This window comes from Bradyrhizobium sp. ORS 375 (genome assembly GCF_000239775.1).
Lineage (GTDB): Bacteria > Pseudomonadota > Alphaproteobacteria > Rhizobiales > Xanthobacteraceae > Bradyrhizobium.
The window spans coordinates 1-22,233 of sequence record NZ_CAFI01000197.1; the positions used below are offsets into that span (position 1 = coordinate 1).

The 22,233-nt window shown below is 66.3% G+C and carries 17 protein-coding genes; 7 read left to right on the top strand and 10 right to left on the bottom strand.

Features of this window, described 5'->3' with window-relative positions:
• Positions 1-328 precede the first annotated feature (328 nt).
• Positions 329-958: an HAD family hydrolase gene (locus BRAO375_RS16765; protein WP_009028653.1), complete on the bottom strand. Its 630-nt coding sequence runs from the start codon at positions 956-958 to the stop codon at positions 329-331.
• A gap of 45 nt (positions 959-1,003) precedes the next feature.
• Positions 1,004-2,140, bottom strand: a complete 1,137-nt coding sequence (locus BRAO375_RS16770; RefSeq protein WP_009028654.1) for an alpha-hydroxy acid oxidase — start codon at positions 2,138-2,140, stop codon at positions 1,004-1,006.
• 400 nt (positions 2,141-2,540) lie between these two features.
• Here BRAO375_RS16770 and BRAO375_RS16775 point away from each other — a divergent pair, with 400 nt between their 5' ends.
• Positions 2,541-3,875, top strand: a complete 1,335-nt coding sequence (locus BRAO375_RS16775; RefSeq protein WP_009028655.1) for a S41 family peptidase — start codon at positions 2,541-2,543, stop codon at positions 3,873-3,875.
• Positions 3,876-4,125: 250 nt separating this feature from the next.
• On the opposite strand, the gene BRAO375_RS16780 is transcribed toward BRAO375_RS16775, so the two are convergent.
• From BRAO375_RS16780 to BRAO375_RS16800, 5 genes are all read right to left on the bottom strand, one after another.
• Positions 4,126-6,837, bottom strand: coding sequence for a bifunctional diguanylate cyclase/phosphodiesterase (locus BRAO375_RS16780; protein ID WP_009028656.1), 2,712 nt, complete (start codon positions 6,835-6,837; stop codon positions 4,126-4,128).
• Positions 6,838-6,988: 151 nt separating this feature from the next.
• Complete coding sequence (gene moaC, locus BRAO375_RS16785; RefSeq protein ID WP_009028657.1) at positions 6,989-7,471, bottom strand: cyclic pyranopterin monophosphate synthase MoaC; 483 nt, start codon at positions 7,469-7,471, stop codon at positions 6,989-6,991.
• A gap of 6 nt (positions 7,472-7,477) precedes the next feature.
• On the bottom strand, positions 7,478-8,296 hold the full coding sequence (trpC, locus tag BRAO375_RS16790; protein WP_009028658.1) for an indole-3-glycerol phosphate synthase TrpC: 819 nt from the start codon (positions 8,294-8,296) through the stop codon (positions 7,478-7,480).
• 15 nt (positions 8,297-8,311) lie between these two features.
• On the bottom strand, positions 8,312-9,325 hold the full coding sequence (gene trpD / locus BRAO375_RS16795; RefSeq protein WP_009028659.1) for an anthranilate phosphoribosyltransferase: 1,014 nt from the start codon (positions 9,323-9,325) through the stop codon (positions 8,312-8,314).
• Between the two features lie 21 nt (positions 9,326-9,346).
• Positions 9,347-11,257 (bottom strand): peptidylprolyl isomerase, encoded by a 1,911-nt coding sequence (locus BRAO375_RS16800; protein ID WP_009028660.1) that lies wholly within the window; start codon positions 11,255-11,257, stop codon positions 9,347-9,349.
• Positions 11,258-11,480: 223 nt separating this feature from the next.
• Here BRAO375_RS16800 and tpiA point away from each other — a divergent pair, with 223 nt between their 5' ends.
• Complete coding sequence (gene tpiA / locus BRAO375_RS16805) at positions 11,481-12,236, top strand: triose-phosphate isomerase (protein WP_009028661.1); 756 nt, start codon at positions 11,481-11,483, stop codon at positions 12,234-12,236.
• Positions 12,237-12,267: 31 nt separating this feature from the next.
• Here tpiA and BRAO375_RS16810 read toward each other — a convergent pair whose 3' ends face one another.
• Positions 12,268-12,795 carry a GNAT family N-acetyltransferase gene (locus BRAO375_RS16810; protein WP_009028662.1) on the bottom strand — a complete coding sequence of 176 codons (528 nt, stop codon included), beginning with the start codon at positions 12,793-12,795 and terminating at the stop codon, positions 12,268-12,270.
• Positions 12,796-12,797: 2 nt separating this feature from the next.
• A complete protein-coding gene (locus BRAO375_RS16815) occupies positions 12,798-13,364 on the bottom strand; it encodes a helix-turn-helix domain-containing protein (RefSeq protein WP_009028663.1) in 567 nt (188 codons plus the stop codon).
• 210 nt (positions 13,365-13,574) lie between these two features.
• Between BRAO375_RS16815 and secG the strand changes: the two genes are divergently transcribed.
• Both secG and pyrG read left to right on the top strand, forming a co-directional pair.
• Positions 13,575-13,958: a preprotein translocase subunit SecG gene (gene secG / locus BRAO375_RS16820; protein ID WP_009028664.1), complete on the top strand. Its 384-nt coding sequence runs from the start codon at positions 13,575-13,577 to the stop codon at positions 13,956-13,958.
• A gap of 167 nt (positions 13,959-14,125) precedes the next feature.
• On the top strand, positions 14,126-15,757 hold the full coding sequence (gene pyrG / locus BRAO375_RS16825; RefSeq protein ID WP_009028665.1) for a CTP synthase: 1,632 nt from the start codon (positions 14,126-14,128) through the stop codon (positions 15,755-15,757).
• A gap of 5 nt (positions 15,758-15,762) precedes the next feature.
• Here the strand turns inward: pyrG and BRAO375_RS16830 are convergent, their stop codons facing one another.
• The gene (locus BRAO375_RS16830; protein ID WP_009028666.1) at positions 15,763-18,585 is read right to left on the bottom strand and encodes a DUF3857 domain-containing protein; all 2,823 of its coding nucleotides are present in this window, start codon (positions 18,583-18,585) and stop codon (positions 15,763-15,765) included.
• Positions 18,586-18,744: 159 nt separating this feature from the next.
• Here BRAO375_RS16830 and BRAO375_RS16835 point away from each other — a divergent pair, with 159 nt between their 5' ends.
• The 3 genes from BRAO375_RS16835 to BRAO375_RS16845 all read left to right on the top strand — a co-directional run bounded on the left by BRAO375_RS16835 (position 18,745) and on the right by BRAO375_RS16845 (position 21,263).
• Positions 18,745-19,071 (top strand): NIPSNAP family protein, encoded by a 327-nt coding sequence (locus BRAO375_RS16835; RefSeq protein WP_009028667.1) that lies wholly within the window; start codon positions 18,745-18,747, stop codon positions 19,069-19,071.
• Between the two features lie 117 nt (positions 19,072-19,188).
• Positions 19,189-20,052 (top strand): 3-deoxy-8-phosphooctulonate synthase, encoded by an 864-nt coding sequence (kdsA, locus tag BRAO375_RS16840; protein WP_009028668.1) that lies wholly within the window; start codon positions 19,189-19,191, stop codon positions 20,050-20,052.
• Complete coding sequence (locus tag BRAO375_RS16845) at positions 20,052-21,263, top strand: MFS transporter (RefSeq protein WP_009028669.1); 1,212 nt, start codon at positions 20,052-20,054, stop codon at positions 21,261-21,263. The genes kdsA and BRAO375_RS16845 overlap by 1 nt, the downstream gene beginning before the upstream one ends.
• The last annotated feature ends 970 nt before the right edge of the window (positions 21,264-22,233 follow it).

Here is a 22,233-nt window from a genome sequence, read left to right on the forward strand (position 1 = left end):
TTCCCTGCGCCCTCCGTTTCGAGGAGGGTGAACGAGAGCAGCATCACTCGGGCATGTCATGCCGCGAGAACGAATTTGCATGATTGTGCGCCTGCAATTGGAAGCACCGCTCTTGCGCCACCCCCACTGTCGTCCCTGCGAACGCAGGGACCCATAACCCCCGGGAGATGTTGTTGCGCACGATGCCGGACCAGCCTCGCGTCCCAACAGGCGCCCGGGATTATGGTCCCTGCGTTCGCAGGGACGACAGCGAGGTTTTGGCTTGGTCGCGGGCCACGAACGCACCGGTGGCAGCAGGGCGGCCATGACAAGTCATGGCCAGGCACAATCAGACGCCCAACGCAGCCATCGCCGCCGCAATATCTTCCGTGGAGCGCACCAGCACCGCCTGCAGCCCGCTGGCACGCGCGCCCGCAATGTTTTCCGCGAGATCATCAAAGAACACGATCCGCTCCGCAGGCACGCCGATCGCCTTCACCACGTGTCCGTAGGCCTCGGCGTCCGGCTTGCGGAGGCCGATCGATGACGACAGGAAGGTCTCGCGGAAGTGACTGAGCAGGTCGGCGTAGCGGGGCGAGAAGTGATCGATATGCGGCTGGTTGGTGTTGGAGAATGCGTACAGCGGCAGCGTTGCGGCCGCGCGTGCGAGCAGCGGGGCGATGCCGGGCATCGGGCCGACGAAGATCGCGTTCCAGCCCTCCAGGAACTGGGCGTCGCTGATGTCGATGCCGAGCTGGCTGCGCAGATTGGCGAAGAACGCGGCGTCGGAGACCGTGCCGCGCTCATGGCCGTGATAGATCTCGTCGCGCACGAAGCGCGGCGCGATGTCGTCCGGCGCGCAACCGGCGTGAGCCGCCCAGCAGGCCATCACCTGTCCGAAATCGATGTCGATGACGACGCGGCCGAGATCAAACAGCAGCGCATCGGCTGCGCCGGGGCGGAGATCGGAAGGGAGCATCGCGACGCGCGTTCTTGCCAGAGAGGGAGCCGGTGGAGGGCCCCCTCAATAGCGGTAGGGCTCGATCTCGGCCAGTGGAAACGCGCTGAACACGCTCGGCATGTTGGTGGCGATCGCCTTGTGCAGATAAGACGCGTTCAACTCGCCGAAGGAGGTCACGCCGAGCAGGCCGAGGGCGCGGATGACCTCGTCCTCCAACAGTTCCAGCATGCGCAGGATGCCGTCCTCGCCGGCGGCCGCGAGTGCCCAGCATTGCAGCCGGCCGATGCCGACCATGTCGGCGCCGGACGCGATGGCCTTGACGATGTCGGTGCCGCGGCAGAAGCCGCCATCGACCATGATCTTGGCGCGGCCCTTCACCGCTCCGACGATCTCCGGCAGCACATGCATGGCCCCGCGACCATGGTCGAGCTGGCGGCCGCCATGGTTGGAGACATAGATCCAGTCGACGCCGTGATCGAGGGCGATCTCGGCATCCTCGGCGGTGGCGATGCCCTTGATGATCAGCGGCAGCTTGAACCTGTCCTTGATCAGCTTCACCGTGTGCCAGCTCAGCGCCTTCTGGTGGTCGCCGCCGGTGGCGCGCAGCCGGCTCTCGCGCACGTAACGCTTGGCGATATCGCGCTCGCGCCGGCTGTAATGGGCGGTGTCGACGGTCAGGCAGAACGCCGCGTATCTGTTGGCAACGGCACGGCTGACATAGTCCTCGACGAAGGCGTCGTCACCGCGCACATAGAGCTGAAAGATGCGCAGGGCGTCGGGTGCCGCTTCGGCGGTCCTTTCCAGGCCCGGCTCCGACACCGAGCTCAGCATGTGCGCGGCCCCGAACCGGCCGGCGCCGCGCGCGACGCTGGCGGCCCCGGCGGGATCGAAGATCTCGAGCGCGCCCACCGGCGCCATCACGACCGGCAGGCGCAGCCTGCGTCCGAACAGTTCGACCGAAGCATCGACGCGGGAGACGTCGCGCAGCACGCGCGGACGGAACGCGATCTCGTCGAGAGCCATCCGGTTCCTGCGCAGCGTCGTCTCCGTCTCGGCACCGCCGATGATGTAATCCCAGGCGTTCTGGTTGAGCTGGGTTCGAGCCTTGCGGATGAACTCGTGCAGGTTCTGGAACTTTTCGTCGCTGGCGCCAAGCTCGACGTTGCGCCACCCGGCCTCGATCGGGGTCTGTTGGGTCATGCCTGCCTCCCAGCGCAGATTATCATTTGTTATCCAGCATCGCTCATCCGGCGGGCCATGTGCAAGCCATTCCGAGCTGCGCGGGGCCCGGTGCCCGTCGCGCCGATTCGCCCTCGTGGACACGGCTCTTTGAGTTGTGATCATGGGACAACCGTGAAAGACCGGATGCAGGCGACCGGTTGCGATCCCGGCGTGGTCCCGATCTTGATTTCGGTCGGTGAACGTCCATTTCGGTTGAGTTCGCCGGATGGGGAGCCGGCGCGACCCTCCGGCGGCCCGGGTGGCATATCGGCCTTGAAGAAACCGGAAATGTGGTGTGAGTTCGTGGACTAAGCCGCCGGCATCGCGTTCGGTTCATGCGAACAGCCGGTCACCAAACAAACGCTCGGGAAGCAAAGCAATGCGCAAAAACTGGCTGTTCTTGGCGGGCACGATGACCGGCGTCTGTCTGACCCTGATGGTGTCCGGACCCGAGGGAGCGCACCTGATCGCCCGGGCCAAAGCAGCGGCCGGCATGGGCGATACCTATTCTCAGCTCAACCTGTTTGGCGCGGTGTTCGAGCGCGTGCGCGCCGACTATGTCGAGAAGCCCAGCGATCCCGCGCTGATCGAAGGCGCCATCAACGGCATGGTGTCGTCGCTCGATCCGCACTCGCGCTACATGAACGACAAGTCCTGGCGCGACATGCAGGAGACGACGTCGGGTGAGTTCGGCGGCCTCGGCATCGAGGTCACCATGGAAGACGGGCTCGTCAAGGTCGTCGCGCCGATCGACGAAACGCCGGCCTCGAAGGCCGGCATCCTGTCCGGCGATCTCATCGCCAAGATCGACGGCGACAGCGTGCAAGGCCTCACGCTCGAGCAGGCGGTCGCCAAGATGAAGGGCGGGGTCAATACAAAGACCAAGCTCACCATCATCCGCAAGGGCAAGGAGGCGCCGCTCGAGCTCACCTTGACGCGCGAGATCATCCGGGTGCGCCCGGTGCGCTACCATACCGAGGGCGGCGATATCGGCTACATCCGCATCACCTCGTTCAACGAGCAGACCACCGAGACCCTGCGCAAGGCGATCGCCAGCATCGGCCGGGACATTCCGCAGGAGAAGCTCGCGGGATACGTCATCGACCTGCGCAACAATCCGGGCGGCCTGCTCGATCAGGCGGTGTCGGTCTCCAGCACCTTCCTGCCGCGTGGCGAGGTGGTCTCGACCCGTGGCCGCAATCCCGAGGAGACGCAGCGCTTCACGGCGCGCGGCGGCGATCTCACCAAGGGCAAGCCGATCGTTGTCCTGATCAATGGCGGTTCGGCGTCGGCCTCGGAGATCGTGGCGGGCGCGCTGCATGATCACAAGCGCGCGACGCTGGTCGGCACGCGGTCGTTCGGCAAGGGCTCGGTGCAGACCATCATCCCGCTCGGCGCCGGCAACGGCGCGCTGGCGCTGACCACCGCGCGCTACTACACGCCGTCGGGCCGCTCGATCCAGGCGCAGGGCATCGCGCCCGACATCGAGGTCAAGCAGGACGTGCCGGACGAGCTGAAGGATCGCACCGAGCTCAAGGGCGAGGCGGGGATGCGCGGCCATCTGTCGGCGGCCGACGGCACCGAGCAGACCGGATCGCAGTCCTATGTTCCGCCGGACGAGAAGGACGACAAGGCGCTGCACGCGGCGTTCAACGTGCTGCGCGGCGTCACCGTGAATGCGGATGTCCGGGCCAAGGCGGCGGTGCCGAACTGAACGGCCCACGAGGCCGGCTTGGTGCCGCGCTCGTGATGATTTCGCCCGGCGGGGCGGCCTTGCGGCCGTCCCGTCGTGGTTTTCGACCAGCGTGTACGGGCGGACATGGAGTGTGCCCGTCACGACAGGTCAGTTCGTGCGGCGGCGTTCGCGTTCAAGCGTCGTGCGGTGCGATCGGGTGTTATGGTTGAGATCGGTTTGCGAAGATGTTTCAACTTTCGCTGATCTCGTGGCAGCGGCCGCTCCGGCCTCAGGCCGCATCGGAGCGTGGGCGGGTCTTGGATGAGCCGTCGGCGCGGTGCGCGGCAAACAGGCCTCGCACGTCGGCGGCCGGCTTGGGAGGGCTGAACAGATAGCCCTGCATCTCCGAGCAGCCGAGCCGCTTCAGCACCTGGCGCTGCGCCTCGGTCTCGACGCCTTCCGCAGTCGTCGACATCTTGCGGATCGCGGCGATGTTGACGACGGCCTGGACGATGGCGGCGGAACCTTCGCTTTCGGTGATGTCTTTGACGAAGCAGCGGTCGATCTTGATCTTGTCGAACGGGATCCGCTGCAGATAGCTGAGGCTGGAATAGCCGGTGCCGAAATCGTCGAGCGCGATGCGCACGCCGAGCGCGCGCAGCTCGTGCAGGGTATCGAGCGCGTCGTCGTCGCGGATCAGCACCGCTTCGGTGATCTCGAGCTCGAGCCGGCGTGGCGACAGGCCGGAGGCCGCGAGCGCCTTGGCGACCTTGAGCGCGAGCGTGCCGCTCTTGAACTGCACCGGCGAGACGTTGACCGCCAGCCGGATGTCGTCGGGCCAGGTCGCGGCCTCGGCGCAGGCGACGTTGAGGACGCGCTCGCCGAGCCGGTTGATGAGGCCGGTGTCCTCGGCGATCGGAATGAACTCGGCGGGGGAGACGTAGCCGCGGGTCGGATGCTTCCAGCGCACCAGCGCCTCGCAGCCGACGATGCGGTCGTCCTGCAGGCTGAGGCAGGGCTGGTAGTAGACCTCGAGCTGATCGTCGACCATGGCCTGCCGCAGGTCGACCTCGAGCTGATGCCGCGCCTTGACCTGGGCGTCCATCTCCGGCTCGAAGAACCGCCAGGTGCGACGTCCCGCAGCCTTAGCGGCGTACATCGCCAGATCGGCGTTCTTCATGATCTGGTCGAGATCGGTGCCGTGCTGCGGAATCAGAGCCACGCCGATCGAGGCGTCGGCCGTCAATTGATGGCCGAGGCAGTCGCGCGGGGCGCGGATGGCGGCGAGCATGTCGTCGATCAGACAGCTGACGTCCTCGCGGCTCTTGATCGTGGTCTGTACCACCGCAAACTCGTCGCCGCCCAGCCGCGCGACGAAGCCTGCGGTGCCGACGCACGCCTGCAGGCTGCGCGCGACCGACTTGAGCAGCTCGTCGCCGATGAGATGGCCAAGCGAATCGTTGACGCCCTTGAATTCGTCGATGTCGATGTAGTGCAGCGCGAGCTGCCGCCCTTCGGCAACGCCCGCCATTTCCCCCTTCAGCCGCTCGTGGAACAGCGTGCGGTTCGGCAGCTCGGTCAGCGCATCATAATGCGCCAGATGCGTGATCTGCTGCTCAGCGCGCCTGCGCTCGGTGATGTCCTCATGGGTCGCGAGCCAGCCGCCGCCGACGATCGGCTCGTTCACGATCTGGATCGAGCGGCCGTCCGGCGTCTCGATGATCTGCGATTTCTTGCGGCCGACGTCACGCAGCACGGCGCTGGCATATTCGCGGTCGTCACCGACGAGCGAGCCGGACGCCTTGCGGTGTGCGATCAGCTCGCGGAAGGTGCAGCCGGGCTTCACGACGTCGGTGGACAGGCCGTACATGTCGATGTAGCGCTGATTGCTGATGACCAGGCGCTCCGAGGCGTCGAACAGCAGGAGCCCCTGGGTCATGTTGTTGACGGCCTTGTCGAGGCGCTCCTTCTCCAGCATCAGTCGCCGGCTCGACGCGTCGTGGTCGCGGATCAGCCGCCGCACGACGACCGTCAGCATGCCGGCGATCAGCAGCACCGAGGTCACGCCGACGCCGATCAGGAAACGCATCTGCTCGCGCCAGTCGGCCAGCGCCGCCGACACCGTCGTCGTGGCGGTGACGATCAACGGGTAGCTCGTCAGCCGGTGCGAGGCGCCAATGCGATGCACGCGATCGACCGGGCTGTTGAAGATGCCCGTCGTATTGCCGTCACCGGAGAGGATCTGCCGGAAGATTGGCGCATCCTTGTAGTTCTGGCCGGTCATCCCGTCATGCCGCGGATAGCGGGCGAGCAGAGTGCCATCGAAATGCATCATCGAGATCGCGGCTTCGGGACCGAGTGCCACGGAGGCGAAGAACCGCTCGACATTGAGAGGTTCGAGACTGCGGCTGATGACGCCGAGGAACTCGCCTTTGGGACTGGTCAGCTTCAGCGCGATGACCGCGACATAGCTGCCGGTGATCCGACCCACCACAGGCGCGATCAGCAATTGCGGCGCGGTCGGATCGGCCTTCAATCGCGCGAAGAAGGTACGATCGGCGATGTTGACGGGCGGCAGCGGCCAGGACGCCGCGGAGTTGATCAGGTTGCCGTCGGAATCGAAGATGTTCACACCGCCGACATAGGACGTCGCGCTCAGCTTGCCCTTCAGCATGGCGTTGACGGCGGCGCTTCCCATCTGCTCCTTGAACCGCGCATCGGTGTCGATGCCGTTCTGCCGCACGTAGTTGGCGAGGTCGCGCTGGATCGCGCCGAGATCCTCCATCTGCTGGTCGAAATGGCGCGACAGCAGCAGCACGGTGTTTTCCAGCTCGCGCGTCGCGCTGTTCAGCGCGCGCTCCCGGAAGCTGTCGGCCATGATGGTCGCGCCGATGGCAATCGCCGCAATCAGCACGAGGCCTCCGCCGACCAGCCAGCGGATCGGTCCGCTGCTGTCAGCCGAAGCTTTGAGGGCACTTCCTGGACTGGTATTGGTCGTCATCGGTCCCGAATACGCGTGCGAAAGGCGTTTGAGGATGGACCGCCACAACGACCCTTCCACAGCAATGGCTACAGGCCCGCAATGGAAGTGAGGTTAGCAAGATGAGTTAGCGAACAATTAATTTGAAGTTGTAGTGGGCTTCCAGATACCGTCAGGCGCGATAATGCCCGGACTTGCCGCCGATCTTCTCAGTCAGGTGGATGCCTTCGATGCGCACGCCGCGCTCGGCGGCCTTGATCATGTCGTAGATGGTCAGGCAGGCGACCGATACCGCCGTGAGCGCCTCCATCTCGACACCGGTCGGGCCGGTGACCTTGACGGTCGCCGAGACGACGCAGCCGGGCAGGGCGGCATCGGTTGTGATGTCCACCGTCACCTTCGAGAGCGCCAGCGGGTGGCACAGCGGAATCAGCTCGGATGTCCGTTTCGCGGCCATGATGCCGGCAATGCGCGCGGTGCCCAGCACGTCGCCCTTCTTGGCATTGCCGGACACGATCAGTTCCAGCGTCGCCGGGCTCATGACAACGCGGCCCTCGGCAGTGGCGGTTCGTTCCGTTGCGGCCTTCTCGGACACGTCGACCATGCGGGCCTCGCCGCGCGCGTCGATGTGGGTGAGGGAGGGCTTGTCAGTCATGAGCGGCTACTCAGCCGCGCTCGCGGAGGCGCTACCTCGCGCGAGCAGGGCGCGCGTCGCGGCGGTCACGTCCGCCTGCCGCATCAGGCTTTCGCCGACCAGGAAGGTCTGGATGTCGACGCGCGCGAGCCGCGACAGGTCCGCCGGCGTGAAGATGCCGCTCTCGCCGACCAGCAGCCGCTCGCGGGGCACCAGCGGCGCCAGCGTCTCGGAGGTCGCCAGTGTGGTCTCAAAGGTGCGCAAGTTGCGATTGTTGATGCCGATCATCGGCGAGCACAGCTTCAGCGCGCGATCGAGCTCGGCGCGGTCGTGGATCTCGATCAGCACGTCCATCGCATGAGCGAGCGCCGCCGCCTCGATATCGGCCGCCGCCGCGTCATCGAGCGCCGCCATGATGATGAGGATGCAGTCCGCGCCATGCGCCCGCGCCTCGACCACCTGGTAGGTGTCGAACATGAAGTCCTTGCGCAGCACGGGCAGGGCCGTCGCGGCGCGCGCGGCGACCATGTAGTCGAGATGGCCCTGGAACGACGGCGTATCGGTCAGCACGGAGAGACACGCGGCGCCGCCGGCCTCATAGGCCTTGGCGAGAACCGGCGGATCGAAATCTGCGCGGATCAGGCCCTTGGACGGCGAGGCCTTCTTCACCTCGGCGATCAGCGCATAGTCGCCGTTCGCGTGCTTGCTGCGGATGGCCTTGACGAAACCCCGTGGTGGGGAAGCGTGCCGTGCACGCGACTCGAGCTCCGACAGAGGGCACGCCTGCTTCGCGGCCGCGATCTCCTCGCGCTTATAGGCTTCGATCTTGGCCAGGATGTCCGACATGGCCCGCTCCTGATATCAGCTGTTGGAGACGGCGATCAGCTGCTTCAGCCGTGCCGCTGCCGCGCCGCTGTCGAGCGAGTCCTGGCCGATTGCGACGCCCTCCTTCAGCGACTTGGCGCGGCCGGCGACGACGAGAGCCGCCGCTGCGTTCAGCAGGGCGACATCGCGGTAAGGGCTCGGCAGGCCGTCCAGCACGCTCTGCAGCGCCACGGCGTTGGCTGCGGCGTCACCGCCCTTGAGCCCCTCGCTGCCGCACAGGCCGAGCCCGGCCTCTTGAGGCGAGATTTCGAAGGTTCTGATATGGCCGTTCTCCAGCGCCGCCACGAAGGTGGGTCCGGTGAGCGTGATCTCGTCGAGGCCATCGGAGCCGTGCACGACCCAGGCGGCGTCCGAACCGAGGTTCTTCAGCACCTGCGCCAAAGGCTCGACCCATTGCCGCGAGAACACGCCGACCATCTGGCGCTTGACGCCGGCAGGGTTCGACAGCGGACCGAGCAGGTTGAAGATGGTGCGGGTGGCGAGCTCGACCCGGGTTGGGCCGACGTTCTTCATCGCCGGATGATGCGCCGGCGCGAACATGAAGCCGATGCCCGCCTCGCGCACGCAACGCCCGACCTGTTCCGGCTTCAGATCGATCTTGACGCCGAGCGCGGCGAGCACGTCAGCCGCGCCGGAGCGCGACGACAGCGCGCGGTTGCCATGCTTGGCCACCGGCACGCCGGCGCCCGCCACGATGAAGGAGGCGCAGGTCGAGACATTGACCGAGCCGGAGCCGTCACCGCCGGTGCCGACGATATCGACGGCGTTCGCCGGCGCCTCGACGCGGAGCATCTTGGCCCGCATCACACTGACGGCGCCGGTGATCTCCTCGACGGTCTCGCCACGCACGCGCAGCGCCATCAGCAGCGCGCCCATTTGCGAGGGCGTCGCCTCGCCCGACATCATGCTGTCGAAGGCGGACGCAGCCTGCTCGCGGGACAGCGGCGCACCGGTCGCCACCTTGCCAATGATCGACTTCAGATCGTCCATCACGCGTCCCCTCGCGAGCCGTCACTGATTGCTGCCGCCGCCGACCACCTGGGCCACGGCCGCTTCGTTGATCGTGGTCCCGATGTCCTTCTCGAGCTTCAGGACGTACGACGTGCCCTGCTCATCAGCGAGCGCGCGCTGCAACTGGTCCTTCAGCTTCTTGACGTCTTCGGACGCCAAGTCGACTTTGGGATCGACGATGTCGGTCACGCGGAACACGATCCACTGCCGGCCGCCATCCGCCTCTGTCTGGCCGACGCCGTCCTTGGCGGTGCGGAAGGCAGCAGTGATCGCGCCGGTGGGCACGCCGGGCAGGCTGGCATCGCGCTTGAAAGCGCTGGCGGTCTCGAGCTTGACACCGAGCGAGGCCGCCTCGTCCGCGAGCTTGCCGCCTTCATTCAGCTTCTTGACGAGCTCGGTGGCCTTGGCGCGCAGCCGCTTGGCCACCTCGTCGTCGCGCCACTTGGCTGCGACCTGGTCCTTGACCTCGTCGAGCGTGCGGTCGCGCGGCGGGGTGATGCCGAGCACCTCGAACCAGACATAGCCGCCGCGGAACGAGATCGGCTCGTTGTCGACGCCGACATCGCTGTTGAAGGCCTGGGAGACGACGTCGAGGCCGAGCGGAATATTCGGCACCGGCTGGCCGTTGGGCTGCTTGCCGGAGCGGTCGACCGCCTCGACCGTCACCGCATTCAGACCAAGCTTCTTGGCCGCCTCGGCAACGCTCGCGCCGCCGCCGCGCTCGTCTTCCATCTTGTCGCGCAGAGTGGCGACCTCCGACTTGGCGCGCTCGGCGGCGATCTCCTTCTTGATGTCGGCAGCGACGCTCTCATAGGCCGGCTCCTGGCCCGGCTGGATCGCGCTCACCTTCACCAGCGCGACGTTGAAGGCGCCCTTGACCGGCTGGCTGACCTCACCGGTCGGAAGCGAGAACGCCATGTCGGCGACGGCAGGATCGAGAATGGCGGATTTCGTCACCAGTCCGAGATCGAGATCGGCCGGGTTCAGGTTGCGCTCCTTGGCGAGCTCGTCGAACGTCACCTCACCCGATGCGATGCGCGCGCGTGCCGCCTGCGCCTCTTCCATGCTCGGGAACGTCATCTGCAGGACCTGCCGCTTCTCCGGCGTGCCCATCAGCGCCTTGCGCTGATCGAACAGTTTGCGGGCATCCTCGTCGGACACGGTGGTCCACTTGCCGAGTTCTTCCGGCGTCACCAGCACGAACGAGATCTTGCGATATTCCGGCGCCTTGAACTGCGCCTTGTGCTCGTCGAAATAGGTCGCGAGCACCTCGGGCGCCGGCGTCTCGATGGTGCCGGCCTGCACCGCGTCGAGCTTGATGTAGTCGATCGAGCGCTGCTCGTTCTGGAAGCGGCTGAGTGCGTCGAGCATCGTGTTGGACGGCTCCAGTCCGGCCGCGATGGTGCCGGTGATCTGCCGCCGCAGCGATTGCCGGCGCTGATCGGCCAGATAGCGCTGCTCGGTGAAGCCGAAATTGCGGATGATGGCCTGGAAGCGCTGCGGGTCGAAGGCGCCATTCGGACCCTTGAAGTTGGGATCGCTCAGGATCACCCGCATGGTCTCGGCGTCCGACTGGCCGAGGCCGAGTCGGCGGGCCTGCTCGTCAAGTGCGGCTTCCGCAATCGTCTGCTGCAGCACGGAGCGGTCGAGCCCGAACATGCGGGCCTGCTCGGTGGTCAGCGGACGGCCGATCTGGCGGCCGATCTGCTGCAGCCGGTCCGTATAGATCTGCCGGAACTCGTTGATCGAGATCTCGGTGCGGCCGACGGTGGCCGCCGTCGATTGCCCGAAGCCGCGGAAGATGTCGGCGATGCCCCAGATGCCGAAGCTGACGATCAAAACGCCCATGACCACGGCCATGATGGTCTTGCCGAGCCAGTTTGATGAGGCCTTGCGTAATCCTCGAAGCATGGGTCCAGTCTGTCTGCAGGAAAAAGGATGAAGGGGCCGCGCCTTAGAGCGGATTCCGCGAAAGGGCGTCACCGAGTTGAAACGGCTTATAAAGAGGCAGCCGCCCGGTCGCAACCTCGCGCCTGAGGCGGATTGAAGCGGTGGGAAGACGGTTCGCGCTCTGGTACTCCTGCAGGGGCTCTGCTAGCCGATCCCCTGTCACAACGTTTGCTGGAATCCCGCCATGACCGACCGCATCCGCCCCTTGATCGCGGGCAACTGGAAAATGAACGGCCTGAAGGCGTCGGCCGCCGAGTTCGAGGCCATGCTGGCGGGGGCGGCCGATGTCACCGCCAAGGCCGACCTTCTGGTGTGCCCGCCGGCGACGCTGCTGGCCGCCTTCGCCGAAAAGGCGCGCGGGGCCACCTCGATCGCGGTCGGAGCGCAGGATTGCCACGCCAAGGCATCGGGCGCCCACACCGGCGATATCTCCGCTGAGATGCTGGCGGATGCCGGCGCCAGCGCGATCATCGTCGGGCATTCGGAGCGGCGGGCCGATCATGGCGAAAGCGACGTGGTCGTGCACCAGAAGGCGGAGGCGGCCTGGCGCGCCGGGCTGGTCGCGATCGTCTGCGTCGGCGAGACCCAGCAGCAGCGCGACGCCGGGCTGACGCTGGACATTCTGAGTGGGCAGCTCACGCTCAGCTTGCCGGAGGGCTCGCGGGCCGACAATCTGATCGTGGCCTATGAGCCGGTCTGGGCGATCGGCACCGGGCTGACGCCGACCGCCGGGGATGTCGAGCAGATTCATGCCTTTATTCGGCAATTGCTGATCGATCGGTTCAAGGAGCAGGGGGCGCGGATGCGCATCCTCTACGGTGGCTCGGTCAAGCCCTCCAATGCCGCCGAGCTGATGGCTGTCGCCAACGTCAACGGGGCGCTGGTCGGCGGCGCCAGCCTGAAAGCGGCAGACTTTCTCGCAATTGCGAAGGGCTGTTGAGAGCCGAGGTGAGCGGGCGGGCTGATGCGCCTCAGGCCGCTTCTCCAATCCGCTTCCAATAGATCATCGTGCCGGTGAGGCCGCCATGCGGCTTCACGGCATAGTCCGGGATGATGCCGGTCAGCTGGAAGCCGACACCTTCGTAGAGTGATGAGGCGCCGCCATCTTCGGCGGTGTCGAGCACCAGCATTGTGCGGCCCCGCGACCTCGCGAGGTTCTCCGCCGCTTGCAGCAGGGCGCGCGCGACGCCGCGCTTGCGGTGGCTGACGCGGGTCATCATCTTGGCGATCTCGGCGCGATGCGGCTGGTTCGGCGGCAGCTTCAGCTGTAGCGTCACCGTCCCGATCAGGTCCTGCTCGTCAAAAGCCCCCAGCACGATTCGCTCGCCGCGCCCCGCGGCCGCGAGCGACTCCTGCCAGAATGCATCGGCATCGTCAGGGCTGAGTGGATGCATGAAGCTGACAGAGCCGCCATGGGCCACTGTTTCGATCAGCATCGCGCTGAGCCCGGCGCGAATGGTCGGCGTGTCGGACAAGGCTACGATTCGCGGCGGCAACATGCTCAGCTCCTGGCAAGGGCGACGACATAGACGCAAGGCGCGTCAGTCTCGTTGGCGAAGGTGGTGTCGATCGGCGGGCCGAAGCCCAGGCAGTCGCCGGCGCCGAGCTCGTGCCGCTCCGCGCCCTCGGTGATCGCCAGGCGGCCGCTCTGCACCCAGACGAGCTGGCGGATATGGATGTAGGAGGAGGCCGGCAGCGTCACGCTGCGGCGGGCGGGCATCTCGACCGTCACCAGTTCGATCGGGTGATCCGGCCTGAGAAAGATCTGGCGCCGGATATAGCCGGTGTCGGGATCGCGCCAGACCGGCTGCTCCGACGCTTTCGACAGCCGCTCCGATTGGGCTTCCGCGCGCAGCATCAGGCCGGCAAGGGTGAGATCGAACGCACTGGCGAGCTTCACCAGCACCACAGCCGTTGGACTGACCTCGGCGCGCTCGATCTTGCTGATCGTCGCCTTGGAGACGCCCGAACGCTCGGCGAGGTCGGCCAGCGACCAGCCGCGGCTGTCGCGTTCGAGCTGCAGGCGCCGGGCGAGACGCTGGCTGAAATCGTCTATAATTTGATCCATTCGTCTCCAATAATAGAAGTTGGCACTGTGGGCAAGTGGCTCGGGCCGGGACTTCAATCGCGCTTGTGCGAAGCGCCGCTGCGATTATCTGCGGGGTGGCGTTGCCCGACATGATCGTGTAACACCGCGCAAATTTCCGAATAGCCCGCGAAGCTCTCGCGATCCCGGCCTCCGGTCGGGGCCTGCGAGGGCTTGTGACGGAAGGTCACCATGCAGACTGTCTTGATCGTCATCCACCTCATGATCGTCGCCGTCCTGATCGGCGCGGTGCTCCTGCAGAAGTCCGAAGGCGGCGGCCTCGGTATGGGCGGTGGGGCCGGCTTCATGTCGAGCCGCGGCACCGCGAACCTGCTGACCCGGACCACGGCGGTGCTGGCGGTCGGCTTCTTCATCACCAGCCTGCTGCTGACTTGGCTGGCCGGCTTTGACCGCAAGCCGAGCTCGATCCTCGGCAACATGCCTGGGCAGACGCAATCCGGCGGCACGACGCCGGTGGCACCGGGCAGCGGCGGCGTGCTCGACCAGTTGAAGAAGGCCGACGAGCAGCAGGCCCCGGCGGCGCCGAACGCGCCGTCCGCCCCGCAGTCGCAATAACGCGGGGAAGCCATGCAGGAACGCACTTGGCGTCCTGCATCAGGAGGCGGTCTCAAGTTTCTGAGACCATTCATATTTTGACGTAACCCACAGGCCCGCGACGACGTTGCGGGCTGGTCACGATTCGTTTTGGCGAATCGAGCGCGCGGCATTAAAGGTAGGGTCCCATGGCGCGGTACATCTTCATCACCGGCGGCGTGGTTTCCTCGCTCGGAAAGGGTCTGGCTTCAGCCGCGTTAGGCGCGCTGCTGCAGGCCCGCGGCTACAAGGTCCGGCTTCGCAAGCTCGACCCCTATCTCAATCTCGATCCAGGCACGATGTCGCCGTATCAGCACGGCGAAGTGTTCGTGACCGATGACGGCGCCGAGACCGATCTCGATCTCGGCCATTACGAACGCTTCACCGGGCGGCCCGCGACCAAGGCCGACAACATCACCACAGGGCGGATCTATCAGGACATCCTGACCAAGGAGCGCCGCGGCGACTATCTCGGCGCGACCATCCAGGTCGTCCCGCACGTCACCAACGCGATCAAGGATTTCGTGCTGTCGGGCAACGACGAGTACGATTTCGTGCTGGTCGAGATCGGCGGCACCGTGGGCGACATCGAGGGTCTGCCGTTCTTCGAGGCGATCCGGCAGCTCAAGAACGATCTGCCGCGCGATCACGCGATCTACATCCACCTCACGCTGCTGCCGTACATTCCGAGCGCCGGCGAGCTGAAGACCAAGCCGACGCAGCATTCTGTGAAGGAGCTGCGCTCGATCGGCATCCAGCCGGACATCCTGCTGTGCCGCACCGATCGCGAGATCCCCAAGGAGGAGCGGCGCAAGCTCGGCCTGTTCTGCAACGTGCGTGAGAGCGCTGTTATCGAGGCGCGCGACGTCGACAACATCTACGCCGTGCCGGAGGCCTATCACGCCGCCGGTCTCGACGATGAGGTGCTGGCCGCGTTCGGCATCGAGCCGCGGATCCCGCCGGCGCTGGCGAGCTGGCACACGATCAACGAGCGCGTCCGCAATCCGGAAGGCGACGTGACGATTGCGATCGTCGGCAAGTACACGGGCATGAAGGATGCCTACAAGTCGCTGATCGAGGCGCTGTCGCATGGCGGCATCGCCAACAAGGTCCGCGTCAAGCTCGACTGGATCGAGAGCGAGGTGTTCGAGAACGAGGACCCCGCGCCGTTCCTCGAGCACGTCAACGGCATCCTGGTGCCCGGCGGCTTCGGCCAGCGCGGCGCGGAAGGAAAGATCCGCGCGGCGCAGTTCGCGCGGGAACGCGACGTGCCGTATTTCGGCATCTGCTTCGGCATGCAGATGGCGGTGATCGAGGCCGCGCGCAACCTGGTCGGGATCACGGAAGCCAACTCGACCGAGTTCGGCCCGACCAAGGAGCCGCTGGTCGGCCTGATGACGGAGTGGCTGCGCGGCAACGAGCTGGAGAAGCGCTCCAAGACGGGCGACCTCGGCGGCACGATGCGGCTCGGCGCGTATCCCGCTGCGCTCAAGCGCGGCAGCCGGGTCTCCGAGGTGTATGGCGGCGCCACCGAGATCTCGGAGCGGCATCGCCATCGCTACGAGGTCAACACCGCCTACAAGGACCGGCTCGAGCAGCATGGCTTGAAGTTCTCCGGTCTCTCGCCGGACGGCGTGCTGCCGGAGATCGTCGAGTACGAGGACCATCCGTGGTTCATCGGCGTCCAGTTCCACCCCGAGTTGAAGTCGCGTCCGTTCGAGCCGCACCCGCTGTTCGCCTCCTTCATCCAGGCCGCGGTGGTGCAGTCGCGGCTGGTGTAGTCCGGTCAGGGCAGGGGCTTTGCCGCAGGTGCTGCGGCGGCCCCGACGCTCTCCTTGGCCAGCCGCTGCAGTTCGAAGCCGGCGGCGATGTGCTCGGTGTAGAGGATCACGCCCTGCTCGCGTGACTTCTCGAAGCTCAGCTTCGCCGCCTGTTTGTCGCCGCGCACCATGGCGTGCTGGCCGATGTAGAAATAGGCCTCCGACAGCAGCATCCTGCGCTCGTCGCCCTTCTTGTCATCCAAGGTCTTGAGCATCTCGTCGGGCGACAGCGCGCCCGTCATCATCGCCAAAGCGGGCTGCGGCCATGCTCCCTTGGCGCTCGCGTGTCCGCGTTGCGCGATTGCGTCAGGCACGGGCTTGCCGGCGCGGCCCAGCACGGCCAGCAGCCACAGTTCGCAATAGATCTTGTTCTCGCCCTCGGCCAGTTCGACTGCGCGGGCGAAGTCGGCACCGGCCTGGTCGATCTGTCCGGCGTAGAGCCGTGCCGCGCCGCGGGAGCGATAGTTCGAGGCGGTGATCGCGCCGAGCGAGATCGACTTCGAGAGATCGGCGATGCTGCTCTCGAACTGTCCGGATTCGTAAAGGGCGCCGCCACGGCAGCTGAACGCGTCGCTGGTGTTGGGAATCAGGCGGAACGCCTCGTTGACGTCGCGCATCGCCTCGTCGACGCGTCCGAGCTCGACCAGCGAGCTGCCACGCTGGCACAACGCATCGGCGAGGTCAGACCCGGTGAGTTTGCCGCTCGAAATGGTGTCGGTGGTCTTCTGGACGGCGTCCAGCAGCATGCGGCGGAAGCGGTCGGTGGCCTGATCCGGCCCCGCCTCGCTCGATTTGATGTCGGACTTGCCGAACGCAAAATAGCCGACGATGGCGCGGCTCGCCGCGCGCAGATCATCGGCATATTTGGGATAGTTGCTGCTCTCCACGAACGGCCGCAGCGTCGTGAGCTCGACCTGGCTGCGGGCGACATTGCCGCGGAAATAGCGCGAGCTGGTCAGGCTGAAATGATCGTTGGCCACCGTCTCCGTGTAGGGATCGGCCACGACACTGACGGTGTCGGGCAGCGTGATCTCGATCTGATAGCGCGCGTGATACGGATGGGCGGAGATGCCGAGCGGCATGGTGCGGGTCGCCGAGGGCGGAAACGGCAGCGCGCCCGACTGGTTGTCCGGCTTGTAGCGGATCATCCAGGTCCCGTTGCGCTCGGTCGCGATCTTGGGAACGCGAAAAGTCGCCTCGAGCGAGACGATGTTCTGCTCCTGATCGTCGTGAACGGCGGGATCGCCGGCGAGAACCGCCCCCGGATATCTGTCCTCGAGCATGTCGCCGACCCGCTTGGCGATCATCTCGCGCGTCGTCTGTTCGAAGACGAGGCGCAGCCGTTCGGCGCTCAGCCTGGACCACACGCGCTTCAGCGACAATTGCGCGTCTTCCCCGAGCTTGTCGACCGTCACGCGCTCGATGAGATCGTCGTCGACCTCGTCGGCCGCGCGCGCGGGAATCGCGGAGGTGCGCTCGGTCTCGGGCGCGACCGCCAGGATCTGGGTTCCTTCATGCGCCTGCCCCATGCGGTCGAGACGGCCAGTCTGGCCGAGGCGCGTCGGGTCGAGAAAGTAGGATTGGCCGTCGACGACCGCTTCGACGATGACGTGATCGAAGAATTCGGGGCTGGGCAGCACCTCTTCAAGGCCACGGCGGCGACCGATCTGGAGCAGGACCGGGCGGCTCTGGATGCCGAGACGCTGCAGTAGCGTGACGAGCAGAAGCGACTTGTCCTTGCAGTCACCGTAGCGCCGACGCAGCACCGTCTCCGGCGAGGCCGGCCGGTGCGAACTCTCGCCGAGCGAGACCGAGAAGTAGCGGATCTGCGACTGCACGATGTGCAGCGCCGCCCTGATGCGTTGGTCCGTCGAGTCGAGAGTGCCGATCGTCTTGACGAGACCATCGATCTCCTCGTTGGGAGCGCTGTTGAGGTCGAACAAGGTGGTGGCCCATTGCGCGACCTCCTTCCAGCTTCCGAACTCCGAGAATTGCAGGAAGCGGAAGGCGAAATAGTCCTGCGGCGTCTGCGGGTCGACGACGGCCTCGCGCAGCCCGCGTTGGTCGAAGTCGAGTGTGCGCAATCCGTCGCGCAATGTCTCGGTCGGCGACACGGGCGAGCCGGTGCGGTCGCCGATCATCCGCCAGGCAATCGGGCGGTTGGCCGGATGACTGAGGATCACGTGGCGCCGGAGCGTCGGATGGGATTGATCCCAACTGGTCAGGCCGATGAATTTGCCGGCGAACACCGGGTTCTGGCCGTAGTGGGAGTAGGCCAGGTCGATGGTGTCGCCGACGCGCAGATCCTCGATCAGGATCGAGGCCGTCACGTCGCCGCTGTAGACGCCCTGTTCGAGCCCTTGCTCGCGCTGCAGAAACCTCAGCTTGGACTCTTTGGTGCGGTCGATCTGCTGCTGTCCGCGTTGAATCCGGATCCAGTGCAACTGAACCCGCTCGTAATCCTGCACGAAGGAGATCGTGATGTGGCCGGCCGCGGCCAGCGAAGCCGCGTCGTTGATGGCGGTGACGCGGCGGACGAACACCGCCGGCTCGCGATCGATCAGATACTGCGTCTCGGCCAGGCGAATGACGATCGGCGCGGTCGCGCTGACCTCGGGAGCGGCGGTCTCGACCACCCAGGAGGGAACGGGATCGGCGAGGGTGAAGGCGTCCGCCGCCGGCTTGATCTCGGCGAGATTGGGAGCGGCCGTCTGCTGCGCCGCGGACGGGTATGACGCCAGAATGCACGCGACGAAAATGAAGATCCTGATGAACCCTGAACGATACATGCCCCACCTCAATGCCGCGGAGATTGTGCAAGCGCGTCGCGCTTTGCGCAAGATGGGGAACCGCCAACGGCCTGCGGCGGCCGGCTTTGACGGCGGAGGCAATTGTTGCCAAAACACGGCATCGCTCACGCTCGAACGAACACGAAGGGGAGGATCGCCATGATCTACGAGAGCCGCATCTATCGCTGCATTCCCGGCCGGCTGCCGGCGCTGCTCAAGCGCTTCGAAACCACCACCTTGAAGCTGTGGGAGACGCACGGCATCCGTCCCGTGGGCTTCTTCACCACCCTGATCGGCGAATCCAACCAGGACCTGACCTATTTCCTCGCTTGGGAATCGCTGGCCGAGCGCGAGACCAAGTGGACCAAGTTCATGACCGACCCGACCTGGATCGCGGCGCGCGCCAAGAGCGAGGAGGACGGCCAGATCGTCGCCAACATCACCAGCCAGTTCCTGGTGCCGACCGCGTTCTCGGCGCTGAAATAGGTCCGGGCGAGGGGCGGGGATGACCGATCCCCGCAACCCTGCTATTCGCGGGCACGCGCCGGGTTGATCCGGATGCCTGCGCCGGGCCATGGTCGCGCGCTCAAAGAGGAAGAAGTCGTGAACGCTCCGATCTCTGCCGCGCCGGTCGTCAGCCTCGGCTCCGTCAAGTTTGGCAATCAGCTGCCGCTCGCGGTCATCGCCGGGCCATGCCAGCTCGAGAGCCGCGCCCACGCGCTCGAGGTCGCCTCGGCGCTGAAGGAGATCGCGACGCGCCTGAACATTGGCCTCGTCTACAAGACCTCGTTCGACAAGGCCAACCGCACCTCCGGCTCCGCCGCGCGCGGGCTCGGCCTGGCGCAATCGCTGCCGATCTTCGCCGAGATCCGTTCGTCGCTCGGCCTTCCCGTGCTGACCGACGTCCACGACGCGAGCCAGTGCGCCGAGGTGGCGCAGGCCGTCGACATCCTGCAGATTCCCGCCTTCCTGTGCCGCCAGACCGATCTGCTGCTCGCGGCTGCGGCGACAGGCAGGGTGATCAACGTCAAGAAGGGTCAGTTCCTAGCGCCGTGGGACATGGCCAATGTGGTCGCCAAGATCACCGGCGCCGGCAATCCCAATGTGCTGGCGACCGAGCGCGGCGTTTCGTTCGGCTACAACGCGCTGGTCTCGGACATGCGCGCGCTGCCGATCATGGCGCGCACCACCGGCGCGCCGGTCATCTTCGACGCCACGCATTCGGTGCAGCAGCCGGGCGGGCAGGGCACCTCGTCGGGCGGCCAGCGCGAATTCGTGCCGGTGCTGGCGCGCGCCGCGGTCGCGGTCGGCGTCGCCGGCGTGTTCATCGAGACGCATCCCGATCCGGATCATGCGCCCTCCGACGGACCGAACATGGTGCCGCTCGCGCAGTTCGAAGGGCTGCTGCGGACGCTGATGGCGTTCGACCAATTGGCCAAGGCGCAGACGGCGGACGCCATCAGCTGATGCACCAGCCGGTCGCCAAGCCCGCCGACAACAAGTTTCCGCCAGCGGTCAACATCATCGCGCTGGCGGGCTTCTCGGCGGCGCTGTCGACGCGGGCGCTCGATCCGGTGCTGCCGCATGTCGCCGAGGATTTCTCGATCAGCATCGCCACCGCGGCCGGCATCGCCGCCGGCTATGCACTGATCTACGCGCTGATCCAGCCGGCGATCGGCGCCGCGGCCGACCTGTTCGGCAAGGCGCGTCTGATGACGTTGTGTCTCGCGCTGCTCGGCGTCGCCAGCATCCTCGGCGCGCTCGCCACCTCGTTTCCGCTGCTGTTCGCCTCGCGCATTCTCGCCGGCGTTGCCTCCGGCGGCGTGTTTCCGGTCGCGCTCGGATTGACCAGCGATCTCGTCGCCCCCGACAAGCGCCAGGTCGCGATCGGCCGCACGCTGGCGGGCTCGATGGCCGGCAATCTGCTCGGCGCCACCGCGTCCGGCATCATCGGCGACTTCATCGGCTGGCGCGGCGTGCTCGCCATCCTCGGCGCGCTCGGACTGATCGCCTCGCTCGCGGTCGCGGCCGGCTTCCGCGGCGCCAAGGTCAGCCACGTGCCGACCACCGATCTCGCCGCGCTGCGGAAGGGCTACCGTACCATCTTCACCAATCCCAACGCGCGCTTCTGCTTTCCAGCCGTGTTCGTCGAAGGCTGCTGCGTGTTCGGGCTGTTTCCGTTCATCGCCTCGTTCCTGTTCGATCTCGGCGAGACCTCGCTGTCGATCGCCGGCATCGTCATCGCGGGCTTTGCGGTCGGCGGCCTGTTCTACACCTTCACCGTCTCGAGCTTCCTGCCGCGGCTGGGCGTGAAGGGCATGATGATCGTGGGCGCCGCCCTGGTGGCTCTGCAACTCGCCGCGCTCGCCTTCGGCCCCGGCTGGAAGCTGCAATTCGCCTGCATGCTGATGATGGGCTGGGGCTTCTACATGATCCATGGCTGCCTGCAGGTGTTCGCCAGCGAGCTGTCGATCGGCGCCCGCGCCACCGCGATGTCGCTGCACTCGTTCTTCTTCTTCCTCGGCCAGACCGTCGGCCCCATCGCCTACGGCTTTGGCGTCGTCCATGGCGGCAAGCAGCCGACGCTGCTCATCGCCGCAATCGTGATGGTCGCGCTCGGCTTCGCCTGCGCCGCCCTGCTGCGGCAACGGCCGCCGGCGGATGCGGCGACGACGTGACGGCGTATTGGGTCGCGAACGTGGGCCTTCTTCGTTCGAAGACTGAGTGCCATTGCTCCAAGAGCAGCTGCGCATTTGTTGCTCCGTCATGCCCGGGCTTGTCCCGGGCATCCACGTCCTTCTCAGCATGCCGAACGACGTGGATGGCCGGGACAAGCCCGGCCATGACGACGTGGGGACAAGCGAGCGCAAAATGTGCATCGTCGGCTGCGATAGCCGCAGGCAAGAGCCTGTAGGCCCTATCTCGCTCTCGATGCTGAACACGCGCGGCTGAGACATCGGGTTCGGCTCATCATTCGCCGCGGGACGCACCGCCGCACTCTCGCGGCGCATCTGCGTCCGAGCTTTGCCTTTGGACATGCCCTTTTCCTTCGAAGAGGGCACGGGGAATGCCGGGAGCTGGCCGCCCCCATGGCCCGCCTGCAGAAAAGAAAGCAGGCGGCAGTCACCACAGGTTCAGCCGAGACATCCCGGCATTCCCCGCGCGATGGTTGGAACGGCTGCTTCGCGTTCTCCCCGGTGCTCCGGGCTTGTTGGCCACCGTCGGCCGCAGGGCTCGTCCAGCCCTTCGACCTTGACACCAGCGTCGGGGTGTCAGGACCACGCGACTTGACCGTGCGCATCGATGCCGTTCGTCCGCGCAGCCAAGCCACGCTGCAGCACCGACACGCCCACCACATCCCGCCTCAACGTCCGTGACGACCGCGAAGCGTCCCTCTGATCGAGGCGGGACGGGGGCAGTCAATCATGAATTCTGAAAAATGGAAATAATAATCTTTTTACCGGAAGATCCGGACAGGGTCATCCGATTGGAGGCGTGACGAAAAAGCGGCTCCGGGCGCAGCCGTCAGACAAGCGAACAAAGGGCGAGACGGGCGGCAGGAGCATGCCCGTCGGGCGACTCAGGCGACGCGGCCGGCGTCGGTCGGGCGGCGCATGGCGAAGCACCCTTCCACGCGGCAACCTGAGG

Bases quoted from the DNA above. Each gene is read 5' to 3' on its own strand.
- BRAO375_RS16765 (WP_009028653.1), bottom strand. From the start codon at position 958: ATGCTCCCTTCCGATCTCCGCCCCGGCGCAGCCGATGCGCTGCTGTTT.
- BRAO375_RS16770 (WP_009028654.1), bottom strand. From the start codon at position 2,140: ATGACCCAACAGACCCCGATCGAGGCCGGGTGGCGCAACGTCGAGCTT.
- BRAO375_RS16775 (WP_009028655.1), top strand. From the start codon at position 2,541: ATGCGCAAAAACTGGCTGTTCTTGGCGGGCACGATGACCGGCGTCTGT.
- BRAO375_RS16780 (WP_009028656.1), bottom strand. From the start codon at position 6,837: ATGACGACCAATACCAGTCCAGGAAGTGCCCTCAAAGCTTCGGCTGAC.
- moaC (WP_009028657.1), bottom strand. From the start codon at position 7,471: ATGACTGACAAGCCCTCCCTCACCCACATCGACGCGCGCGGCGAGGCC.
- trpC (WP_009028658.1), bottom strand. From the start codon at position 8,296: ATGTCGGACATCCTGGCCAAGATCGAAGCCTATAAGCGCGAGGAGATC.
- trpD (WP_009028659.1), bottom strand. From the start codon at position 9,325: ATGGACGATCTGAAGTCGATCATTGGCAAGGTGGCGACCGGTGCGCCG.
- BRAO375_RS16800 (WP_009028660.1), bottom strand. From the start codon at position 11,257: ATGCTTCGAGGATTACGCAAGGCCTCATCAAACTGGCTCGGCAAGACC.
- tpiA (WP_009028661.1), top strand. From the start codon at position 11,481: ATGACCGACCGCATCCGCCCCTTGATCGCGGGCAACTGGAAAATGAAC.
- BRAO375_RS16810 (WP_009028662.1), bottom strand. From the start codon at position 12,795: ATGTTGCCGCCGCGAATCGTAGCCTTGTCCGACACGCCGACCATTCGC.
- BRAO375_RS16815 (WP_009028663.1), bottom strand. From the start codon at position 13,364: ATGGATCAAATTATAGACGATTTCAGCCAGCGTCTCGCCCGGCGCCTG.
- secG (WP_009028664.1), top strand. From the start codon at position 13,575: ATGCAGACTGTCTTGATCGTCATCCACCTCATGATCGTCGCCGTCCTG.
- pyrG (WP_009028665.1), top strand. From the start codon at position 14,126: ATGGCGCGGTACATCTTCATCACCGGCGGCGTGGTTTCCTCGCTCGGA.
- BRAO375_RS16830 (WP_009028666.1), bottom strand. From the start codon at position 18,585: ATGTATCGTTCAGGGTTCATCAGGATCTTCATTTTCGTCGCGTGCATT.
- BRAO375_RS16835 (WP_009028667.1), top strand. From the start codon at position 18,745: ATGATCTACGAGAGCCGCATCTATCGCTGCATTCCCGGCCGGCTGCCG.
- BRAO375_RS16845 (WP_009028669.1), top strand. From the start codon at position 20,052: ATGCACCAGCCGGTCGCCAAGCCCGCCGACAACAAGTTTCCGCCAGCG.